At 67.4% G+C, this 21,406-nt stretch carries 20 protein-coding genes; 10 read left to right on the forward strand and 10 right to left on the reverse strand.

Annotated features, from left to right (window positions below; translation table 11 throughout):
• Nucleotides 1–17: 17 nt before the first annotated feature.
• On the reverse strand, nucleotides 18–542 hold the full coding sequence (locus tag OOT42_RS00235) for a hypothetical protein (RefSeq protein ID WP_273652973.1): 525 nt from the start codon (nucleotides 540–542) through the stop codon (nucleotides 18–20).
• Between the two features lie 1,491 nt (nucleotides 543–2,033).
• On the opposite strand from OOT42_RS00235, the gene OOT42_RS00240 reads away from it, so the two are divergent.
• Nucleotides 2,034–2,450: a hypothetical protein gene (locus OOT42_RS00240; protein ID WP_273652974.1), complete on the forward strand. Its 417-nt coding sequence runs from the start codon at nucleotides 2,034–2,036 to the stop codon at nucleotides 2,448–2,450.
• Between the two features lie 120 nt (nucleotides 2,451–2,570).
• Here the strand turns inward: OOT42_RS00240 and OOT42_RS00245 are convergent, their stop codons facing one another.
• The 4 genes from OOT42_RS00245 to OOT42_RS00260 form a co-directional block, all read right to left on the reverse strand.
• On the reverse strand, nucleotides 2,571–3,254 hold the full coding sequence (locus OOT42_RS00245; protein ID WP_273652975.1) for a hypothetical protein: 684 nt from the start codon (nucleotides 3,252–3,254) through the stop codon (nucleotides 2,571–2,573).
• Nucleotides 3,255–3,507: 253 nt separating this feature from the next.
• On the reverse strand, nucleotides 3,508–5,679 hold the full coding sequence (locus OOT42_RS00250) for a hypothetical protein (protein ID WP_273652976.1): 2,172 nt from the start codon (nucleotides 5,677–5,679) through the stop codon (nucleotides 3,508–3,510).
• A gap of 63 nt (nucleotides 5,680–5,742) precedes the next feature.
• Nucleotides 5,743–5,934, reverse strand: coding sequence for a hypothetical protein (locus OOT42_RS00255; RefSeq protein WP_273652977.1), 192 nt, complete (start codon nucleotides 5,932–5,934; stop codon nucleotides 5,743–5,745).
• 360 nt (nucleotides 5,935–6,294) lie between these two features.
• Nucleotides 6,295–6,966 carry a hypothetical protein gene (locus OOT42_RS00260; RefSeq protein ID WP_273652978.1) on the reverse strand — a complete coding sequence of 224 codons (672 nt, stop codon included), beginning with the start codon at nucleotides 6,964–6,966 and terminating at the stop codon, nucleotides 6,295–6,297.
• Between the two features lie 629 nt (nucleotides 6,967–7,595).
• Between OOT42_RS00260 and OOT42_RS00265 the strand changes: the two genes are divergently transcribed.
• The 4 genes from OOT42_RS00265 (at nucleotide 7,596) to OOT42_RS00280 (ending at nucleotide 13,161) form a co-directional block, all read left to right on the forward strand.
• On the forward strand, nucleotides 7,596–8,459 hold the full coding sequence (locus OOT42_RS00265; RefSeq protein WP_273652979.1) for an abortive infection system antitoxin AbiGi family protein: 864 nt from the start codon (nucleotides 7,596–7,598) through the stop codon (nucleotides 8,457–8,459).
• Between the two features lie 1,315 nt (nucleotides 8,460–9,774).
• Nucleotides 9,775–10,308, forward strand: coding sequence for a hypothetical protein (locus OOT42_RS00270; protein WP_273652980.1), 534 nt, complete (start codon nucleotides 9,775–9,777; stop codon nucleotides 10,306–10,308).
• Nucleotides 10,309–11,088: 780 nt separating this feature from the next.
• Nucleotides 11,089–12,186: an endonuclease NucS domain-containing protein gene (locus tag OOT42_RS00275; protein ID WP_273652981.1), complete on the forward strand. Its 1,098-nt coding sequence runs from the start codon at nucleotides 11,089–11,091 to the stop codon at nucleotides 12,184–12,186.
• A 102-nt stretch (nucleotides 12,187–12,288) separates the two neighbouring features.
• Entirely contained in the window at nucleotides 12,289–13,161 is an 873-nt protein-coding gene (locus OOT42_RS00280) for a hypothetical protein (protein WP_273652982.1), read from the forward strand.
• 77 nt (nucleotides 13,162–13,238) lie between these two features.
• Here the strand turns inward: OOT42_RS00280 and OOT42_RS00285 are convergent, their stop codons facing one another.
• The 5 genes from OOT42_RS00285 to OOT42_RS00305 all read right to left on the reverse strand — a co-directional run bounded on the left by OOT42_RS00285 (nucleotide 13,239) and on the right by OOT42_RS00305 (nucleotide 18,069).
• A complete protein-coding gene (locus tag OOT42_RS00285; protein ID WP_273652983.1) occupies nucleotides 13,239–14,054 on the reverse strand; it encodes a DUF3800 domain-containing protein in 816 nt (271 codons plus the stop codon).
• 212 nt (nucleotides 14,055–14,266) lie between these two features.
• Nucleotides 14,267–15,607, reverse strand: a complete 1,341-nt coding sequence (locus OOT42_RS00290; protein ID WP_273652984.1) for a helix-turn-helix domain-containing protein — start codon at nucleotides 15,605–15,607, stop codon at nucleotides 14,267–14,269.
• Nucleotides 15,608–15,698: 91 nt separating this feature from the next.
• Nucleotides 15,699–16,151, reverse strand: a complete 453-nt coding sequence (locus OOT42_RS00295) for a hypothetical protein (RefSeq protein ID WP_273652985.1) — start codon at nucleotides 16,149–16,151, stop codon at nucleotides 15,699–15,701.
• 495 nt (nucleotides 16,152–16,646) lie between these two features.
• A complete protein-coding gene (locus OOT42_RS00300; RefSeq protein WP_273652986.1) occupies nucleotides 16,647–17,243 on the reverse strand; it encodes an HNH endonuclease in 597 nt (198 codons plus the stop codon).
• A gap of 100 nt (nucleotides 17,244–17,343) precedes the next feature.
• The gene (locus tag OOT42_RS00305) at nucleotides 17,344–18,069 is read right to left on the reverse strand and encodes a hypothetical protein (RefSeq protein WP_273652987.1); all 726 of its coding nucleotides are present in this window, start codon (nucleotides 18,067–18,069) and stop codon (nucleotides 17,344–17,346) included.
• A gap of 183 nt (nucleotides 18,070–18,252) precedes the next feature.
• Here OOT42_RS00305 and OOT42_RS00310 point away from each other — a divergent pair, with 183 nt between their 5' ends.
• The 5 genes from OOT42_RS00310 (at nucleotide 18,253) to OOT42_RS00325 (ending at nucleotide 21,405) form a co-directional block, all read left to right on the forward strand.
• Nucleotides 18,253–18,909, forward strand: coding sequence for a recombinase family protein (locus OOT42_RS00310; RefSeq protein WP_273652988.1), 657 nt, complete (start codon nucleotides 18,253–18,255; stop codon nucleotides 18,907–18,909).
• Nucleotides 18,910–19,110: 201 nt separating this feature from the next.
• Nucleotides 19,111–19,641 carry a hypothetical protein gene (locus tag OOT42_RS00315; RefSeq protein ID WP_273652989.1) on the forward strand — a complete coding sequence of 177 codons (531 nt, stop codon included), beginning with the start codon at nucleotides 19,111–19,113 and terminating at the stop codon, nucleotides 19,639–19,641.
• A complete protein-coding gene (locus OOT42_RS00320; RefSeq protein WP_273652990.1) occupies nucleotides 19,638–19,943 on the forward strand; it encodes a hypothetical protein in 306 nt (101 codons plus the stop codon). Before OOT42_RS00315 ends, OOT42_RS00320 begins: the two co-directional genes overlap by 4 nt.
• A 20-nt stretch (nucleotides 19,944–19,963) precedes the next feature.
• Nucleotides 19,964–20,401: a very short patch repair endonuclease gene (locus OOT42_RS20260; RefSeq protein WP_423775941.1), complete on the forward strand. Its 438-nt coding sequence runs from the start codon at nucleotides 19,964–19,966 to the stop codon at nucleotides 20,399–20,401.
• A gap of 26 nt (nucleotides 20,402–20,427) precedes the next feature.
• Complete coding sequence (locus tag OOT42_RS00325) at nucleotides 20,428–21,405, forward strand: hypothetical protein (RefSeq protein ID WP_273652991.1); 978 nt, start codon at nucleotides 20,428–20,430, stop codon at nucleotides 21,403–21,405.
• Nucleotide 21,406: the final 1 nt, after the last annotated feature.

The raw sequence follows: 21,406 nt of genomic DNA on the forward strand, positions 1-21,406 counted from the left end.
TCGAACTCTACCGGGACCTAAGTGAATATGGTGTCGCTCCCCAGCTCCGCAAGGCGCGCGTCCACTTTGGCCTGAATATTCGCTGGTACTTCGTCAGCGGCCATCAGGTAAGTGGCGCCATCTCCGCCTAGTGCAGTAACCACCCGCCGTGCACATGCCTCGCACAGATATCCGTTCGTCGCGCCGGCTGCCACGAGCAGCGGGGAGTCGTATCGCGCCGACTCCGGCGTTTTGCAGATGTCGCATTCGTATCTGTCTCCAAACATCACGTACACCGTTGTCGCGGCGAATGGATGCAGGAGTTCTGTCTCTTCATCAACGAGTGCGCACGAACGCGCCAAGTGATCCAGGACGTGACGATCGGGCGGAACTACCGGCGTGCCATCAATGTCGAACGCGGGCACCTGCTCAATGTACGAGTCGCCAGCCATCGCGAGCAGGGCGCCGAGCGCGTCTGGGAGGAGATTCCCCTCGTTGTCCCGCAGGGCGTTGACCTGAACGCTCATGTCCGGCTGGGGTAGGAGCCAATCGCTCTGCGGCATGGACCCGACCGTAGCGCTCTTCGACGCCTGTTCCCCAAGCCTCGATCTCGCTTCGCTCGGCCCCGCTCCGCTCTTCCGTCGGGACTTCCGAGCCAGCCCGCCGTCTGAAGCCGCGAAGGGGCGGCACCCCGACACCGCTACACCACGCGTGGCCGATGCACCAGGTCGATGGCGACGTGCACGGCTGCACCAGCACCAGCGGCCGCATGCGTCGGCATCGGCTCCGCAGGACGCACAGGAGCCGCACCCCCCAGGCAGCATCAGGAGGGCTCAGCTGGTTCCCGGCCCAGAGCTCTGCGGGCACGGTGAGGCGAGCGCTGCGAGCCGGAGGCAAGCGCCGCGCCCAGCCGGCGCACCAGACTCGCTCCACAGCTGCCCCACGGCCAGCACCACACGGACGAGCAGCGACGACCCGGTTCGTCGCAGCACGTGAAGCACGGGGAGGGCGAGCGCCGGGTCACCTGGGCGCGCCGCTTACCGCAGGGCTTGGCCGGCGCCCATCGGAGCGGCCCGAGCGGGATGGCCCGGATGTCCACGAGAGCGGGTAGCGGCGTGGCGGGCAGGTTACGGACGGAGCGAAGCGAGACGACCAGCGCGACCCTCAAAGCGTTGGTCGTCTCGATGAGCAACTGACCGAACCTGGCCGAACCACCACCACCACCCAACAGTCAGCACGAAAGCGCACGTGCGGCCGGCGCAATACCCCCAACCAACTAACGGTTGCTTCGTTTCGCGCGGGGGACGAGAGCGGGTATTCGCGCAGGTCAGTGCATCGTCTCTCCGGAAACATGCCGTGCCTATTGGAACGGTACGATTGTCGGTCCGGCCGTTCGGGTGGGCACCTATCGTGTATAGCGACGATGAACGCTGCTACCGATTTGGAGCGATGAGAATGGCACCCCGGTACCTCACTGAACTCACCCGCCTAGACGTCGAGGTCGTTCGCTTCTGCGTGCGATTCCCAGGTTGTCGTCCGGAGGCAATCACGGCATGGTGCGGGGCGTCGCACGATGGCATCCGAAAGAGCTTGCGCCGGCTGATGGCCCACAAGATGGTGCGGCAGCGGGTCCTACAACTCGACCTTGTCGGCGCAGACCGAAGCATCCGTGAAACGACTGCCCGAGTGTGGCTTGCCACCGGCCGTGGAGCACGCCTCGCCGGCACCTGGCGTGTGCCCGGCTCCGGGATGCAGGTCTCCCTCGACGCCGGGTCTGTGAGCCACTGGCTTGGAAATCATCAAGCCGGCGTGGCGTCATTGGCCGCCTGGTATCGCCACGGTGTCGTCAGTCCCGATGGTGTGCGGCGCGGGTTCGAAGTCGGCGGCGAAAGGGAGGTGCTCAGCCTGGAGCGGCGAGCAACCTCGGCGGTGGACTCCTCACGACCCAGCTCGCAAGCTACTGGTCGGTCCGCGTCCCTGGGCGCAAGGGCGTGCACCCCCCGGACCTAGTCGTCGTCGGCCGCGACCCCGGTCCCGAGGGCACCGGTGACCCGGTGCGTTTCGCCGTCGAACTCGAGCGGGCCATCAAGGAGCAGGCGGACTACGACGCGGTCGTCGCGGCCTATCGCGACGCGGGGCTCCCTCAGGTCTGGCACGTTCTGTCGGCTCGCACGGCTGAGCGGCTCGCCAAGGCGGCGCAGCGGGCCGGATTCCAGTGGGCGCCATCGCCCACTCGCGGTGTAAACGTCTCCACGGACGGGCTGTTCCGCATGCAGGGCTGGAGGTCGGGCAGGGTACTCAGCAACACAGCTTCGTGGGCACCTCGCCTGAACTTCCCCGCGAGCTTCCCTGCGGCCCTCGACGCCTACGTCTTCCCGCAGAAGCTTGACGCCTGGCGCGGCGGAACGATCGTCGACCCTAGCGCAGAGCCCCTTTGGGAGCCGCTACCGATGTACGACGCTGCCGCCTAATCCCGCCACCGCACGCGACGCCCCGGCACCTGCCGTGCGCACGGAGGGACCGAGGCTTCGGGCTGTCCGAGACGTGCCGGAACTTCACGGAGTGGGACGAGGCGGGCGCGGCCCTCGGGCTTACGCCTCGGCGCGCTGGCGGCGCTGGTAGAGCCAAACCGCGTGGTCGAGCCTCCGCTGTGAGACGTGGAACTCTGCGGCGGCGTCCTTGACCGCTGCGCGCGCCCGGTCAAGGTCAGCCGGTCCACTCGCCCCGATGGCGTGACCCACGAACCTCTGCACCATCGTGTCTGGCTTCACGCCGTCGACGCCGGTGTTCATCAGTAGGTAGTCCCAGGAGACGATGCCCAGGCCGCGCGTCCTGAGCCACGCCGACCCTCCTTCGCCGACCCGCGCATGGAGATCTGCGACGGTGTGTATCCCCGCCGTCTCGAAGGCCACCGCCGCCTCGTACACCGCTTCGCTCTTGAGTACCCGACCCAGACCTCCGCGCGCGGTCCCGGGCGCGACCGTGCGATTGACAAACAGCGATGTCGCGGCAGCCGCAGGTCCGCCAACCTCGTCGATCGTGGCGCGAAGCTCGGGCGTTCCGTCGTTGTTTGGGTCGGCCCCCGCTGCCCGGCGGTGCTCGCGGTATCGGGCGATCACGCGTTCGGCGCTCTTGTAGGTCGCTTGGAGCGAGAAGGCGGAGTCAAGCATCGAGAGCGCCAGGGAGCTGACGTATCCGGCAGGCTCAACCCAGTGCTCGGGCGCACCGAGCACCGCCCGAGCGTGCGCAACGACCGCTTCCACGTCACTCGTCATGGCCCGACCGTATCCGCGGTGTCGCCGCCAGGGGAGGCCTCCAAGAGGGACGTCACTCACCCGCCAGGCACCCCGTACACGGCTCGAAGCCGGTCAGTACGGGCCGCCGAGGGCCGGGCTGTTCTGGGCGCTCACCAGCGCGTACACAAAGCCGCCAGCCGCCCCGCTCGTGTGACCGAAAGGGCGGCTGGCGGTGTAGCGGTGGAGTTCAGAAAGCGAGCGGCTCGTCGTCGATGTCGATGGCGAGAGGTCCTCAAGCAGCAGCCTCGGACCGAGCCACCAAGGGGCCAAGCCAGGCCGCACCAGCGATACCGGCGCTTGCAGCAAGCCTCGACCAGTCGCCGAGCTCTCGGGCTGCACCTCGCTGACCGACAATGACTTGCTCCGCGACAGCCACCAACATCGCAGCAGATGGTGCGAAGCCGGTCCCAGTAGCGTGAGCCGACGCCCAGACCGACGCCACATCGCCTGCGAGCTCCACGAGGTCGCAGGCGAACGCCAGGTCATCCCGAGCGACGTCACGAGCAAGTTGCGCCAGCCGGATCGCCCCCTGCCCCACGGCGCCCTCATCGACTCCGTCGGGCAGGTCCGCGCACAGGTCCCAGACGGCGACCACCTCACGTAGCGGGTCGTCGTCCGCGAGCGTCTCGTCCTCCCACAACACAGCCGCTGGCTCGCCGGCGGTCTCCAGGTCGTACTCGTCACGGCTCGCTTCGTAGCGCGCCTCTGCCTCCGCCCACCGCTCGTCTGAACGGGCACTGCGCAGGCCGCGCACCGCACGCTTGAGCTCAACCTTGCCGTGCACCCCGAGCTCGATGGCAAGGATCCATAGCTCGGTGACGAGGCGGTAGCGCCCGTCTTGGCGGTCCGCCACACCGGCTTCCACCAGCACGGCCAGAGCGTTGTCGGCCTGCTTCACCGTCTTCCACGTCGCGTCGGCCACCTGCGCCCGACCGACCTCCCGGCCGTCATACATCATCGCAACGATCAGAATCGCGGTGGCCCGCTCGCGGCCGGCAAGGATGCCCGCCGCAGCCAGGTCAGACCCAGCGACGTCGGCGACACCACGCCAGGTCGGCATGCCGCCAGTGCGTGCCAACTCGTCGGTCGGCGCGACGATTTCCCACACCGTCGCACCGCGCATCTTGGAGCCTGTTTGGACCTCGCGTACGCACGGGTGCGCACGAAGCGCAGCCATGACGGCGCCACCGTCCATCGCAGTCAACAGCTCCAGCTGCATCTGCGACAGGCCGACCATTGCGCGGTCCAAGCGCACACAGGTCGCGGCGAGGACGGCCAAGGCCACCCGCTGCTCCGGGGGAACGGCGACTACCCAGGCGGCTTCGATGGTCGCCAGTCCTGTCCGCCCCAGGCGTGCACGACGGTCACCACCACCGGACTCCAGCCACGCACGCGCCCGCTTCACCGCCCGCCGCACGTGTCGACGGCGCCCACCCGCGGACCGACGAGTGACAACCCGACCGCCTTGTCGGCGCTCGTTCTTCATGCGGTCACCGATGCGGAACGCGTCGAGGAAGCAGTACACGTCGCCGACAGTCGCGTCCCGCGCCACGAGCGCGTCGATGACGCTCATCTCACCCTGGTGGCGCGAGCCCCGATCGGACGGGTCCCAACCCTCGCCCGTCGTGCAGACGAGGTCCTGATGGGCAGCAGAAAGCGACTCGAACCACTCGCGTGGCGACCGCGTCGGTGCCTCGTCGACCTCGAAGTGCAGCAGGAGCCTCGCCTCGCGCTCGTCGGCTCGCACACCGTGCTCGGTGAGAAGCGCGGCGAGTCTGCCCGTCGACACCGGCTGGGTCCGGCCGATGAGCGCCTCGACGGCCTGGGCGTCCATCGGCACGAACCGGCCCCCGTGGTCCAGGATGCCCCGCACCTTCGTCAGCCCGGCCGGGTGCCACGGCTTGTAGCCCGCGCTCACGAGCGTTCGCCCCCAGCCACCGAGCCTTGCAACCTTGCGATGCCCGAGCTTGGCCGCGATGAGGTCCACGTACGCCTGCGAGTACCGCCGGGTCGGCGTCATTGCCACACCGTTGAGCGCATCCACACCATAGGCACTCGAGCCGGAGCCCGTGACCACGACGACCACACCCATCAAAGTGGCTGCCCACGCCGCCACCCGGCGGTCTTCGGGAACAGCATCCGGCTCGAGTGGCTGTGAGGGCGGGTCCAAGTCGAGCATCGCGATCGACGAGCGGTGCTCAGCGACAACCGCCGCAGGAAGCCGCATCGCCTCCTCAGCGCTGAGGTCGGACGCCGGCGTTGCCTTCCCGTTCTCAGGGTCCCAGGTGTGAATGCGGCACGGCGCAGTCGGGCGGACAAGCAGGCCGGCGCCGAGGCGAAGCCAGCGCTCGTCTTCCTCCGTGAAGACCTGCCCGTAGGAGGCAACGGTTACACTTGATTCCATTCGGGGCCTCCTTCACAGGCTCCACGGCCGGTCACCTCCCGCATGGGGTGGCCGGCCTTTCTGCTACTTGTTCGCTCCGGTGAGTTCGTGCACTCGAGTGATTGACAGTCCGGAACTCGCGGCGATCGCCTTCAGGCTCGCCTCGGCCGCACGGGCCGCTCGCAGAGAGTCAAGGCGCGCGGTTGCTGCCAGGCGGTGCTGCAGCGTTGTCGCGCGCACTTCGCGCAGCGCCTCATCGGCGACCATCGAGACCACGTCCTTTCGCTCTACCGAAAGTCTATTCGACGGTCCGGACGGCTTTCTGAACCCCCAACTTCCACTGCCGACGGTGATTTCCTCTGTAGATTTGATCGAAGGCCAACTGACGTCTACACGTTGAGGTAGACGAGGAATGAGCGACCAACAAGGTCGCCATGGGACGACTACACGTAGGCGGTCCAAGGAATGACAACCCGCCCACGATTCCCTCTGTAGATTTGATCGAAGGCCAAGTGACGTCTACACGTTGAGGCGCGGGCCCCTCTCCCGAACCCGTTCGCCTCGTGGCGCACGGGTCGAACCCACCTGCCTGGGTGAGTGCAGGGATACGTGGGGGCGGCGCTTGGTGCGGGACGGTCAGACCTTGCCTGGCGGCACGATCGAGATCAGCAGCACCCGGAAGCGACCTCGCGCCGCGCCTTCGAGGGTGCTGTAGTCGCCCCAAGCGAGCGTGTGAGTGCCGGTGATGTCGAGGGCGTCCTCGCGTCCTCGGGTGGTCCCAGCGCCAGCCGTGACACCCCACGCGCGAAGTCCGGACAGGGTGGTGCTCTCGTAGAGCCTGAATGCGGATGCTGCGGTCGTGCGTCCATGGCCCGGGTCCGACCAGTAAGAGCGGTCGTTGCTCACGACGATCACTGCGCCGGCGTCGGCGAGTCCAGTGCGGACGAAGTGCTCGACCCGATGAACGTCCTTCACGACGTCGTACGCCGTAATGTCCTGCGCGCCTTGGCGGGGAAGCTCGAACAACTCGCCATCGACGACCGCGGTCAGGGCATCCGTTGGGTACTTCAACTCGATGGCGACGCGGCCGAGCGACGTTCGGAGCAGCACGTCGACCCGCTCGCGTCGACCGGGCCGTGATGGCTCAGGAACGCGCACCTCGAGGCGCACGTCGGCCGTCGAATGCTCCAGGTGTACCTGCCATGCGAGTTCCTGCTGGAGGTCGGCCTCAGAGTGGAACACCGGGCGGCGTACGGCGAGCGCGGCGAGGATGCGCGAGAGGTTCAGCTCATCGAGCGCCGGGTGCACGCGTTCACCACGGTCCGTGCTCAAGGCACGTAGTGCACCTAGACGTCGCCACTAGCACATTGCCCTCGGGTGTCGTCGTTGTCAGGCGCTCCCGGTTCGCGAGTCGCTGCCAGGCGCCTGGTGCGTCGATGAGTCCCCATCGGGAGTAGTCGTCGTCCTCGTCACCCTTGTGTGGGCACCCGTCGAAGTGCGCCTTGCCGCTCGGCGCGACCCGGAGTGCGGCGATGCGTTCGCGCGCAGTCCGGCGCCGCTCGAGCCCATGTGCACAGACCTCGTCGTCCATGTCGCAGAGTTCGCAGTAGGCCATGCCCGAGTATCCGTCAAGGTGACGGCCGCGTGAGCGCAAGTGACTGCTCTCTCAGCACGAACAGACGGCGCTCGTCGGGGAAAGCGCGAGCTGGGTTCGACGACGCTGATCCACGAAGCTGCGGCGCGAAGCGTCGCCGACTCGGATGCGCCGGATCGGACAGCTGCCGGGTCGAGCTCCTAGCCGGCCGCCACCGGGGTGGATGCGTTCATCACACGAAGCCTGCTGCCAGACTTTCGCCAACCGCCTTCGATCCTAATGCTGGCGCGGCGCCGACCACCTGCGGGCGACGGCGACTGTTGAGGACCTGAATGGAGTGACCTTGACCGAGTCAACGAGCGTACCTCTTCACCTCCTCGGCGATCATCGTGACCCGACCTGGGCCGACATGTCGCAGTACGTTGTCCACTTCACCAAGAACTCGGCGGTGTTCGCTCAGATCCTGGCGAGCGGCGTGCTGAGGCCGTCTGGGCCGTTCGGCTTCAGCTGGGCTCGGAAGGTCGTCGAGGTGCAGAACAGGCACTTGTCAGTCTGCTTCAGCGAGGTTCCGGTGGACAGGATCAAGCGAATCGCAGATCGTCATGGTCACTACGGCATCGCGTTCACCAAGGACTTCATCCGAAACGCACAAGGCGCGCGTGTCTGGTACGTCGACCAGGGGTCAGAGCAGGCTCGCAACCTGAACAGGCACCTGGGCGAACTGCGGTTGAGGCGAGACTTCGCCCACCCCATGTGGGAGCTCACGCCCTTCATGGACCTAGTCATGCCCGGCCAATACGAGTGGGACTGGGAGCGGGAGTGGCGGGTGCGCAATGAACTCCGGTTCCGAATGACGGACGTCGCCTTCGTCATCACACCCGAGGGTGTCGGTGAGATGCCAGAGTTGCACGGTCTTTACAGCCACCCGAAGCTCGACCTCATCGTCGCCGCAACGCCGCAGCCGCTCGTGGACCTGGTCGAAGACCTGGTGAAGGAGTTCGTCCAGACCTTCGAGAACCCAGTCGACAATCTGCCTGTCGATGACGGTGAGTACGTCTGGATCGTGAACGAGTGGAACACCGAAGGATGCGTTGACGAGCTGTTCCCCGAACTCTCGGACGACGTGCGTCCCCAGCTCATCGACTACTTGGATGGCATCAGTCACTCATGGGTCCGCTCATCGGACGTCGCATCCATCTACGAGTAGCAGTCGAACCCTCGTAGTCGGCACCACCCCATCCAGGACGCTTGCCACGACTCACTCGGTCGAGCTGCGGGAAGCGAATCCCGGCTTCGGCACGTGCAGCTCGCGACCGGCCAGAGTTTCACCGATGCTCAACACACGCAGGCGCTCGGAAGTCGGACGGCGACTCGTCCCTGCCGTCGAGCAGAGCGTGTCCACGATCGGAGCGCTACGGGCTCTGCCCCACCGTCGAATCGAAGTCGTTCATGCGGCTTCTGGAGTGCCTGAACTGGTCAGCGGACGACGCCTCCGGGGGTGACACCAGTGTCACCCCCCATGACGGGGGCGTCACCCAGGGGTGGCGTGGATGTCACCCAGGGGGTGTCACCGGTGTCACCCAGAACCCTAGGAGAACACCTCAGGTAACCCTCAGGGAACGTTTCCGCCTCGCTTCGCTCGCCGGACGCGCCATCGGCTCAGCCCGATCATCGAGGCGACGGTCCTGCTTGACTCACCACCTCGACCGTCCAGAGCGCCTTTCAGAAGGTGGCGCTCAGTCGTCGTCCTTGGGTAGCGAAGCGCTCGAACAGGCTCGAGCGGTTCCAACCCCAACCCCCGATTGCGCCCGCCCCCCTTCCCCGCGCCGCTCGGGAAGGCCAGACGCGCGTCCAGGAGCCGCCAAGTGGGCCGTCGAGCGCCCGGTGGGCCATCGCGCAGGGTCGTGGCGGCTTCGGTCGCCAGCGGGGCGTGTCGCGTCGGAACTGTGTCTGGACCGCAAGCGTACGATCGTCAGCCAGGCGACGACATGTCGTCTGCACGTCGCGGCAACACCCGACCGCGCCCCGACATGGGGTGCGAGCCCGACACGGGCGCCAGTCGCGCCGGACCGGACGTGCGCCGACCGAGCGGATCTCGGACGCAGGGCGAGCGCGATGCTCGACAGGCGCGATGCCTGAGCCCCTGTGGTCTGGTGGCAGGCGGCTCCCGCGACCACTGGGCGCGACCACCCGGACCGCGCTCGGACCGCGCGGTTCCACCTGCCGTGAGCCGTCATCGGCTCAGCCAGAACGAACCTCACCAGCACCGACCTTCTTCGGGCCGCTGACCGGGCAACGACCTCCGAAGGAGCGCTCGTGCTCGAGTCCCTGTTCGGCCACCTCGCGGTCGCCGGCACGGTTGGCCTGGTAGTGCGTCACGCCTGGCTCGCGTGGGTCGTGTCGTCCGAAGACCGGAGTCGCCGCCTCGCCCGGATCTATCGGGCACGTCGACCACGGGCCCGGTAGTTGCGCAGAGGCCGGCTTCCGTCCTCCGCCCCGTGTCGGTCGGTACGGTTCGTGGCGTGGATGAGTTGCTGCCCTGGGCGTGGGTCTTCCTCGGCGGCGTGCTGGTCACTGCGATGACCAACCTTGCCGTCAAGGGCACCGAGTCGGCGCTCGCCCGCGTGGGGCGTCTCGCAGCCGTGCCCTTCCGACGGTTGGTGGCCGGTCACCGCCGGAGGATGGTCGCCAAGTACGGAGCGCCGCAACCGGAGTTCACGCATCCAGCGCGGTTCGAGGTCCATGGCGAGATAGACGGCAACCGAGGACGAACCTGGCTAGTGAACGTCGGGCACGGCGACGCGTTTGGGGTGGTCGCGGCAGCCGACCCAATGAGCCCTGGACGCGTGACGATCCGAGGCGCGGCGTCGTGGAGTGCGATCCCCTCCGACGGTGGACGCGAGCTCATCGCCGTCGTGTCAGACGTGCTTGCACTGATCTCAGACGCGAACACGAACACCATCACCGTGTCCTGGCGGGACGCTGACGGCACCCAGCATGAGGACGAGGCGCCACTCGATGCGAACGCCACTCGCGTGGCAGCGAGTCGGCAGTAGACGCTTCTCGCAGTCACCGCACACGGGCGTATGGCCGGGGTTGGCCGCGGTCGACTCATGCTCGTTGCGACGGTGCGGGCGCGGCATGACCGTCCGAGCAGTCGGATGCGGCGCGGGGGTGACACTCGCCGCAGCACGGCATCCTTGAGGGATGAGTGACCCCACCAGCACAGCTGCCCCGGGCGGAGACTGGCGCGACCTCGTCGCATTCGAGACGCCTGCGCGTGTGGATGCCGCCTACCCGTGGATGAAAGGCCCCGAGTGGCGCGAGGTGCTGTGGTGCTCGTCTTGTGGGGGCGGCTCGCCAGTGCGGCTCGGCAGCGAACTTTGGGCGATCAAACACCACCACGCGACGCAGCCGCTCGGACACCTACGGTTCTACTGCCGCGATCACCTGCCCGACCGTGAGTGGACATCGAGCGGTGGCGGGAATAGCGGGGCCGGTCGCGTCGGAGCGCTGTGTCCGACCTGCTCGATGACGCTCCCGCTGACCGGTGTCTGCGACACCTGCGGGTAGCGCCACACGCGCTAACGGCGAGACCATCCCGCGATATCTCGAGCGACATGGAGGGCGCCACGGCGTCGGGTTTTCGACTCCCGGCTCAGCAGCCGGTGGTGCTGGTCCTGACCGCGCGAGGCGCGGCGGCCGCCGCCGGGAGGTCGAACTGGGGTCGGCCGGGAGCTCACCCGCATCACGGCAGCCGTAGCCCGGTGGTGCCGTGACTTCGCGCACTAGCCTGCCGTGTGGCAGCACACCGCCCCGCCGGAAGGTGAACACCTATGCCGCTCGAAATGGGCGTCTGGCGCATCGAGAACGGTAAGCCTCGCAGGCTGCCGCCAGTCACGGTCCCGACCGAGGCCGCGCTGGAGTCGTTCCTCGAACGTGACCCGTCCTTGCTGGGGGAGCGGCTGCTGGTCATCGGCCGGCAGGTGCAGACCCCGCACGGCAAGCGCATCGACCTGCTCGCGATGGACGGCGACGGCAACCTCGTCGTCTTGGAGCTCAAGAGGGACCGCACCCCTCGTGATGTCGTCGCGCAGATCCTGGACTACGGCTGGTGGGTGTCCCGCCTCGACCGTGACAGCGTCATCGACATTGCGAACACCCACTTGGATGCCCCGTTCGAGGCAGCGTTCGAGGGCGTGTTCGGCACACCCCCGCCGGATGAGCTCAACACCGAGCTCCGCCTGACGATCGTCGCGACCGAGCTCGACTCGTCCTCCGAGCGCATCGTCACCTACTTGCGCGAGTTCGGCGTTCCCGTGAACGCCGTGTTCTTCACCTACCTGGACGACGGGGACAGGCAGTACCTGGCCAGGTCCTGGCTCGTCGAGTCCACCGAGCAAGCCCAGTCCGCACCGACCCAGAAGAAGGGCAAGCGCGCCGAGTGGAACGGCAAGGACTGGTTCGTCTCGTTCGGTGACGGCCTAGGCCGCTCCTGGCAGGACGCCCGCGCCTACGGCTTCGTCTCCGCCGGTGGTGGCTCCTGGTACTCCCGGACCCTGCGCAACCTCCCCGTCGGTGCCCGAGTGTGGGTGCACATCGCGAACACCGGGTACGTCGGCGTCGGCACCACGCTCGGCGAAGCGGTCCGGTTCGACGAAGCCGAGGTCCAGGTCGCAGGCCAGTGGCTCCGGCTCGCTGACCTGAAGCTCACCGCCGCGTACCGGCACGGGAAACCCGCTCAGCCCGCAACGGACGACGAGGACATCGACGAGTGGGTTGTCCCGGTGCGCTGGGACGTGACCCTGGACAAGGGGGACGCGTTCTGGCAGAGCGGCATGTTCGCGAACCAGAACTCCGCCTGCAAGCTCCGTCAGGAGTTCACGCTCGAACGCCTGGCCGAGCGGTTCCCGAGCGGAGGCGAAATCGAGTAGGCGCCTGAGCCGTGTCGCAGGTGTCGGCCGGCTCTCGTGAGCGTGCTTGTCACCCGGACGGACAAACGTCGGGATGCTGGTTGGGCTCGATAGGCTCTCCGCGTGCGCGGCCCGGTGATTTTTCTTCCACCTGCCCAGCGGTCGGCACTCCAATCCCTTGCGGACGCGGGAGTTCGGGCTCGTGTTCGGCGCCCAACGCTGGAGGCGCTCGTCAGGCACGATCTCGCAACGCCGGAGGGTGCCCTGACCGATAACGGTCGGCGCTGGCTAGCGGAGTCCAACGACGACCGACACGAGACGATCCGCGCCGATACGGTGCAGTTCCTCGTCGCGATCGGACAGGACCCGACGCTTGTACCGAGCAGCGAGCAGGTGCGGCACATCGACGACGAGCGCCACGTCGTTCCGACACCTGAAGGATGGCAACTCACCCAACGTGGCAAGGCCGTCGTATCGCTGGTCGAGCTCCACGCCGGGGCGCCGGCGACCGCGATTGGCGACTGGGACGTAACGGGCTTCACCCCTTGGGGTGCGGCAGTCCAGGTCCTCGCGCGCCTCGAACGGGCCGGCTACGCCTGGCGCTTGATCGAGCGTTCTGACCTGCTCACGTTCGATGGGCGACCGTGGGCGTTCTACGGCACGCAGCCGTGGCTCGAGCTCCGACTCAACGCCGCCCCATGTCCGGAGCCGGTCGCCATCGAGGCAGTCGAGCAGGCGATGCTAAACACGGCGGACGAACTGCGCCTGATCCTGGACGACTCCGGCGTCACTCTTGACTACGAAGAAGCACGCCAGGCCGACCACACGCGGGTCGAGTTGAGCATGGCGCAGTGGGACGACGGCAACTTCCACGCGCATGTGTCACGAGTGGGCGACCTCATCGTCGGGGACGGCCTTGAACTCTTCCGCGCAGGCCGCGGCAGGGATGTTCGTGACCTCGCACCGATCACCACGTGGCGCGCCGCGCGCCTGTAGCCACAGGGCAGGCGAGCCGAGCCGAGTGTGGAGTCTCGGCAGAATCACCCTGTGCCTGTCTGTGCCATGTGGCACACTCAAGCTACGCGATAGGGCTTCAACCCGAGCGTCCAGCCTTCGGCCCTCGTCCCACGACGGGGGCCGTCGTGCATCTCGAACCTGTAGGTCTTGCCCGTGCGGTCGTCGAGCCACACTCGGTCACGCGTCACGATGCCGTCGACCTTCTTCCACAGGCGCTCGTTCGCCCGAGCGACCCGTGGGCGTTGGGCGTCCCGGTCGCTGTCGATTCGGGTCTTCAGGTAGGTCACCAGGTCGACGGCCTGGATCTGCCGGTACTTCGACGAGTCCACAAACTCGATCTTCAAGATGCGGTCGAGGTTCTTCTTCCGGTAGCCCCACGTCCCGAACTGCTGGAAGTGGAGGAGCGAGCGGACGACCGACGCCGCGAACCGGCACTCGTCCGCGAACACGTAGCAGGCCTGCTGCTTGCTGACGGCGCGCTCGTGGATGCGCTCCAGGGTGTACATGAGCGCTGCCTCATGCTCGTTGTAGCCGCGTCCCGCGTAGATTCGCTGAAACTCCGGGCGGTAGATCGCTTCGAAGATGAGGGCGTCGGCCCGAAACGCGATGGCGTCCAGAGCTTGACCGTAGACATCGATGCGCTCCCATGGCTTGAGGTCGCGCCAGACCCCATGCCCCTGGAACATCTCGAAGCCGTGCAGCTCGGTGGACGCTGGGATGCCGTACTTGACCTCGGCACGGTCCATCACGGCATCAAGGTCTGCTGCGAGGAGCCTGCGCTGCCCTGCAGGCATCACGAGGGCTCCGATACGGTAGATGTCGCCGTCAGCGGACTCGTCGATGAGGGCGACCCACCGGTCCTCGGCATTCACTACTGACCCCCAAGAAGTGTGGTCAGTGCGCTCCGACCAGGTGGAACGTACCAGCGCTGGGCGACGTCGTCAGGGCCGAGCGCGGCTCGGCCACCGCGATGCGCGCGAGCACGAAGGGCCGGCTCGGTGGGGCCGGGCCGCGGGTGCCGTTCTGCGACCCACTGTTCGGCGCGGCGGGGGTCGGATGAAGGCGAGCCCCTGGACGGGATCGCTCACGGGTCCGCGACAGACTCGTCGATCTCAACGCCATGGGAGTCCGCCCACTGCTTGGCCGCCGGTCGGAAGTGGTGGCTCCAGTACGGCCATCGCAGTGCGCCAGCGTCGGTGAACTGTGGCAGCTCAGGCAGACCGAACGCGTGTCCTAGCCCGACGAGGAGACGACGAACCGCGACGAGCAGTTCGGCACGGCCTGCCGCTGCCGCATCCACGAGTGCGTACGTCGTCGCCACAGGGCTTTGCCGTCCCGTGATCGAACGGCCGTTGGTGACCGGAAACCCCTGGCGGGCGTGCCCGAGGTAGGTCTCGTCAACCGACGTGGCGGTCACGATGAACGCACGGACCAAGGCCGTGCCCGAAGTTTGCGCCCGGTCACGAGCGTGTAGCGCCAGGAACTGCACCGACCCCGCGAGGAGTGCTGCGAGGGATTCCTCGGCGATGGTGTGCGACGGGTCCGGTGGTTGCACGCCCCGTCGGATGTCCCAGCACTGGGCTGCGACGACTCCGGACCCGTCCGTGTGGAGGGCCGCCGAGATGCCCTTGTCCGGACCATCGACTCGTAGCGAGCCGTTCGCGGTGAGACGCTCGAAGCCGACGTCGACCTGGTGGAACGCCGCCCCGCCGCCGGCCAGCGGATGAATGCTCCGGTCTCGGACCTCCCTCTCGAAGGCCCGGTAGCTCGCTGCTGTGACGTCGAAGTGCCCGGGGAGTTCTGGAACGAGGGAGACGACGACCCAAGGGCTGTCACCGTCGAGCCGCTCGACAACGTCCGCCTCTACGGTGTCGGCACGCTCGAGCCGGGCCGACGCGCTCGTCCAGCGGTCGCGATATGCCGCAGCGACTTCCGGTTCGTTCAGGTACCGCGTCGTCGTCCCGGTGCGAAGCGGGTAGCGCAGCGTGTCGTGCACCACCACGGCGTGCGGCGCGAGGGCGCTGCGAGCCACCGCAATGGCGATGAACCCGGGCCTTCCGTCTCTCCCTGGAATCGCGCGGACGTCGAACGGCGGCAGTGGGGCGACGCCAGCGGCGACGGTCTGGACGAGCCGGCGAACCTCGTCGTCTGACGTGTCCACGCCAGGGGCAGCGGATGCGCGGGCTTGGTCGTCTTCGTCGACGCCCAGCACGATGACGCCGCCGGCGGCGTTGGCCAGTGCAGCGACGTCGATGGCGAGTGCCTTCTTCCCACCGTCGCTCGAGACATACGAGTCACGCTTGAAGTCCAGGTCGAACGACTCGGCCACGTTGCTGGCGACGAGGCCCACGATGTCGTCGTAGGCAAGGTCGTCTACCTCAGCGCCCAGGACTTCCCGCAGACGTGCCGACCGCAGATGCGCCATGGCCGCACGATGGCAGATCGCGCCGACACCGCGTGCATCAACGCGGCGGGAGCCTCGTAAATGCCCCACTTCGTGGGTTCGGCGAGCGGACCTACCGGGTCGGCAGGGACGCTCCCTCGACCTGAACCGTGAGGTCTTGAGCAACCCAGAACACCGTGACCTTGAGGCTCATGAGTACAGGCAACATCACCGCCACCTCGGCACGGTGGTCCTCGTTGTCCGGAAAGGCCAGAGCGGCATGCACGCCGCCAGTTGCGACCCACCGCAGCGCCCGGACGGTTGCCACTCCAACGTGGCTATAGACCTGCTTACGTGTGAACGGCTGGCCGTATCGCTTCGACGTCGTGCGAGCGCTGCCGGCGCCCTTAGCCTCAACGAAGAGGCGGTGGTGGCCGAGCCACGCTTCCACATCGTTGCCCCGCTGGTGGCTGTACCTCGGATCGATGTCGGTCCAACCGGCGTCGCTCAGGTGGCCACACACTGCGTCGACCACCTGGTCCTCGTACAGGAAAGACGCTGATGGCAGCTCGGGCTCAATGGCCACGGCCGTTACTTCGGCGGTTCCTGGTTGGCGCGCTCAAGAGCGTCGAGGATGACGTCCATGTCTTCGTCATCCTCGGCGCCGTACGTGTTGAGGTCCAGCTGGTCATATCTGCCCATGCAGTGACCTTACTGACAACGGGCCGCGTCGACGCCGTACGCATTCCGTCCTATCAACGTGCGTGAGGGCGGCGGAAGAGGGCCGAAGGTTTGAGTGGCCCGCCACCGCGTCAGCCCTTGCCGAAGGTCGAGCCCGCCGTGGACTTCGCACCCTTGCTCGAGCTGTCCGAGGCGAGCGTCGCGCCGGCCTTGGACATCGCTGCCTTCGACGGCTTCCCCATGTTCATCACCTCCTTCTGGTGGTTTCGACACCACCGACGGTATGGAAGACGTCTGACATGCCCGTCCCGGGAACGACCCGTGGCGAGACACGCGCCGCACGGCAGTTCGCGTCGCCGGCTAGGCGTGGCCACTCGAGCCAGGGCGCGTGACCCCGGGGCTACCTGGTCGCCCGCATCCACGCTTGTTCGCTCGCGCCCAGCGCTGGTCGTCCGACCGCGACCCAGGCCGGCTCGTAGAGGTCAGTGAGACCACGCCAAGTTGTGTCCGTCGGGTCGCGAAGCTCCCACCCGAGTTCCTCGAGCGTGAGGTCGCCCTTGCGTCGGTTACAGCCCCAGCAGGCCGTGACGAGGTTCGACTCCGCGACAGGGTCACCGCCGCCGGCGACGGGCACCACGTGGTCGAGCGTCGTGGAACGCGCCACGAACGCGGGATGTGTCTCGGACGCCTTCCAGTTCGGGTGCATCGGGAACTCCTCCGGGTAGAGCCGCGTCAGCAGGCGCATCACCGGCGTAAGGATCGTTCGCTCCCCGCAGTAGCGACACTGGTAGCAGTCCCTCGCGTAGACCCGCGCGATCACCGTGGTCGACGGCCACCGCTTCACGCCACTCGAAGGTGTCGGCTCGAAGCGAATCTCGTCGAGCACCGACCGTCCGCCCTCGACGTCGCCGTCGATCACGAAGCGCAGTGCCCGCTCCAGCACAGCCGGGTAGGGGTCGTCGAGCTGGCGAGGCCCGTTCATCGACGTGACGTCCATGGCTGGACCATTCCACAGCATGCGTGTCTGCTGGCCGTTCGGATGCAGTAGCCCCTGTGAATGACGCTCTACGGGCGCTCCGAGCAGGCCTCTCACCGAGTCACTGAGTGATCGCCTTCACGACGGAAGCGACGCCAGGAGCAAGCTGGTACGCGGTACCTGCGATGGTGAACGCATTCGCGACGAACGCGATGAGTTCCCAGTACTTGCGCACGCCCTTCCTCTCGTCCGCTTCGGGGCGACCGTTCGACACGGCAGACAACGCGGCGACGGAGTCGAGAAGCGCTTCTCGGACACCCTCGGCGCCGCTCACCTTGAAGAGCCGGAGTGCTGCCTGCAGTCGCAGGGCATGCCGGACGAGAAGGCCACGTGCATCTTCGTCATCGATGGCCTCGAGCGCGTCAAGCAACTGCCCTACGAGGTCCGCTGCCTGTGCGACCGCGTCGGCCTCCATGTGGACCGGCGGCTCATTGCGGTCGAGTTGGTCGGCGACGACCTGCAACAACATCGTGTCGACCTCGGTGTACTGCGCCTTGAAGTTCTCGACCGTCGTTTCCAGTTGGTGGGCGATGCTCATGGCCGCGTCAACCCGTGCGCGCCACCCCAACAGCAGGTCGTGGTCGACGTTCGGAAGTCGCCGGACCGCCGCCTCGGTCTCGTCGGGCAAGGCGAGCACCGCGACGACACCCTGGACCAACGCGCTCGTGTCGGCGGGTTCGCACCTGAAGATCGGAGCCCAAGCGCCCCTCAGTTGCGTGTTCGAGCGTCCGCGCATCTCGACGAGCAACGCGTGAAGCCGTCCAGCCGGTGTGTCCTCGCGTGCCATGCTCGGGACCCTAATGGCGGAACGCCGCCCGGTGGGCTCTCTCGAAACCTTGGTTACGGGAGACTCTCCCGGCGCCCTTCGGGATGCGTGCAAACGGGACACAGAGGTCGCTCAGAAGCTGTTATCAAAATGAGGTCCCGTATTCGTGTGCGCGAACGTGGCATTTCGATACGTTCGGACGCCATGAAGACCACCGAGAGCGTCCTCGCGCCGACTGGCGTCGACTTGTCGTATTGCCGCGTGTCGACGACGGCTCAGCACCTCGATCGGCAGCTCGCCGCGATGGCCACCGAGGGCATTCCCGAGGACCGAACGTTCGTTGACAAGGCGACCGGCGCGCACACGCAGCGGCCCGGATTGCAGGCGCTGCTCGCGTACGCACGACCCGGCGACGTGGTCGTTGTGTACACGCTGGACCGGCTCGGCCGCTCGCTCCGGGACACCCTGAACCTCGTCGCCGAGCTGAAGGATCGTGGAATCGGTCTGCGCACCATCGCGGACCCGATCCGCATCGACACGACCGACGAGTCTCCAACGGCGCAACTGGCCTTGCTCCTGCTTGGTCTCTTCAGTGAACTCGAGCGCGTCTACAACCGCGAGAGGGTCGCTTCGGCGCGCGCTGCCCGCGCGGCGCGGGGCGACGGGCGCGGCGTCGGTCGACCCCGCGCGCTGTCCGACGACCAGATCGCCTACGCGACGCATCTGCGTGACATCCTCGAGCGCTCCGTCCCGTCCATCGCCACTGAGTTGGGCGTGGGCACTGCGACGCTCTACCGCGCACTGCCGCCTCGCCCGGTCCTCGCGCCGACGGCGAGCGGCACGGAGCCGGAGCAGCGCTGATCGGCGAACCACCCCACTCGCGCCGGGCGTGACCTTCGGCCAGCGCCAGCGCGGCTCTGGCCGGCCACGCGCCCGACCCGTGGCTTGACGGGCTCGCACCCCGGTACGTCGCGGGGACTATCACCGTCGCGAAGACGAGGAAGGCCGTCGAAGCCCAGTAACCGTGTCCCTCACCACCGACCCCAACCCCGGAGGCGCCGCTTGACCATGAACCCGACATTCGAGCCGTACGGCGGCTACGCCCTGACCAACCTGCACCAGGCGGGCGGTGAGGAGACCCTCCGCTTCGAGGCGTTCGTGACGCTCCACGGCCGGAAGGTCCTGCACGTCTCGAACGGAGGCGTGGGCGGTTCGCACCGCTACCAGCCCGTCACGTACGACTGGGCCGGGTTCCGTGCCACGCTGGCCACGTTCGAGGGCTACGCCGTCGGCTGGAATGCCGGGAGCGAGTTCGCTGGCTACGAGGACGCGGACCAGCTCGTCAACCGCCTGATCGATGTGGCGGCGCTGAACCGCATGCGCGTAGTGCCTTTCGTGCTCGACGGCGGTGACTATTGGCAGACGGGTGAGTGCCACAGGTTCACTCGCTCGGCGACGCGCGAGCAGGTCATCGCAGCCCTAACGGGTCCGGAGTATGCGCACCGCACCCCGCGCGTCTGGGAGAAAGCCGTGGGCGACTTCGTGCTAGTCGGCGACGTCGTCGGCGAGCCTGTCGACGGGGAGTGCCCGTGAGCGTCACCGCCGCGTTCACCGCGTCCGTTGTCGCGCATCTCAACGCCGCAGGGCTCTTCGCCTTCGTAGACCGTCAGGTGGGGCCTGCTGCTATCTGCGTCGAACTCGTGACCGACGAACTGCTCGCCTTCGTTGACCTTGAGGACCTGTCGTTCGCGGTCACCGTCGCCCGGGCGGGGACGCAGCGACTCGTCCCGGACGGACCGCTACGCGACCACGACCGGTGTGCCAACGCGGGTTGTGTGAGCGGTGCGCTCCTCGAGCGGGTCCTCGCCCAGAGGTGCATCGAGTACGCCCGATGAGGCTCACGTAGCCTCGAACTGTGGCGGAGCAGTGGACCAGCACGACCGCGGGGCGTCACCTCGCTGGGCGGGTCAGGGTCAGCACCGCGCCTGAGGTCGCGCTCCGAAAGGCGCTCCACGCGGCCGGGTTTCGCTTCCGTCTTCAGGTCAGGCTGGCTCCTCGCGGTTGCACGCCGGACCTCGTACTCCCGCGCTACCGGGTCGCGGTGTTTGTCGACGGGTGCTACTGGCACTCCTGCCCGGCGCACGGCCGCAAGACGCCGTGGACCGGGCCGAACGCAGACCTCTGGGAGCGGAAGATGGCCAGGAACCGCGAGCGGGACCAACGGTCGACGACGCTCGCCCGGGACGCCGGGTGGACCGTTCTCCGCGTATGGGAGCACGAGGTAACAAACGACATCACGGCCGCCGTCGACCGCCTTCGCGCAGCGTGTGGCGGTGGGTCGACGGCGAACTAGCACGCTACGGGGCTAGGGTCCCGCCCATGCCGATCCTGTGCGGTGCGACGGGCCAAGACCTTGCGACGCTCCACGTGGACCCCAAGGACGAGTCTCTAGTTCGCACGCTTGCCAACATGCTTGGCGACCCGGAGTTTCTGCTGCCGTTCGTCGCGGCCCAGCCCCAGTACCGCCAGACGTACTACGCACTCACGGCCGCCGCACTCCTCGAGGATGTCTGGTCCGACGCTCTCGCCAACTGGATCGCGCGAACAGAACCGGGCTCCACGCTTACGAAGACGCCACGTGGCGTGAAGGGCGCTCTCGGCGACTACTTGTTCAACCAGCGTCCATACAGCCACAAGTCCGGCGACGGTCCGCAGGACATGGGCGTCCACTGGGACGCTCTCGTCGCACAGAAGAGCAGCGGGCTCTGGTCGTCGCCGATCTCCGTCGTGTACGTCGCGTCGGGGTATGGCAACAAGGAGGGCGCGTTCGAACGTCACCTCGCGCCGAGCACTGTTGCACCAGTCTCCGTGCGAGTCGTCTTCCCGCTGCCACCGCAAGTGCCAGCGCGCGGGAAGGTCCCAGCGCTGTTCCGTTGGGAACCAACGGGCGCAGCCGAGGTTCTTGCCGTGTGGGCTGACTGGCCGTCATTCGAAGAGGTGTGGTCGCTCGTGGCCGAACAGGTTGCGAACGGTGTCCCGGCCAACCACATCGAACTGCTCTGGGTCCGTGCAGGTAAGGGAGTCGTCGCCGGCGACTTGGGGACAGTCAAGATCCCAGCCCGTCCCGGGGTCTACGTTCTGCCCGAGACGTTGCTGACCGACGTCCCTACCAACCACAACAACCGTGCGACGATCCTCAAGGCCACAACGATGGGCGAACTGATGCGGTCAGCCGCGCACCTCGGGTTGTGGGCGCCGTTGCCTATGTGGTTCGCGGCGTACGCGCCGCCGCGACCGCCGGACTTGTACCTGGCACTCCGTGGCGAGTTCGACCGGCGGTTCTCGCCCGTGAAGTAAC

Source organism: Cellulomonas fimi (assembly GCF_028583725.1).
Lineage (GTDB): Bacteria > Actinomycetota > Actinomycetes > Actinomycetales > Cellulomonadaceae > Cellulomonas > Cellulomonas fimi_B.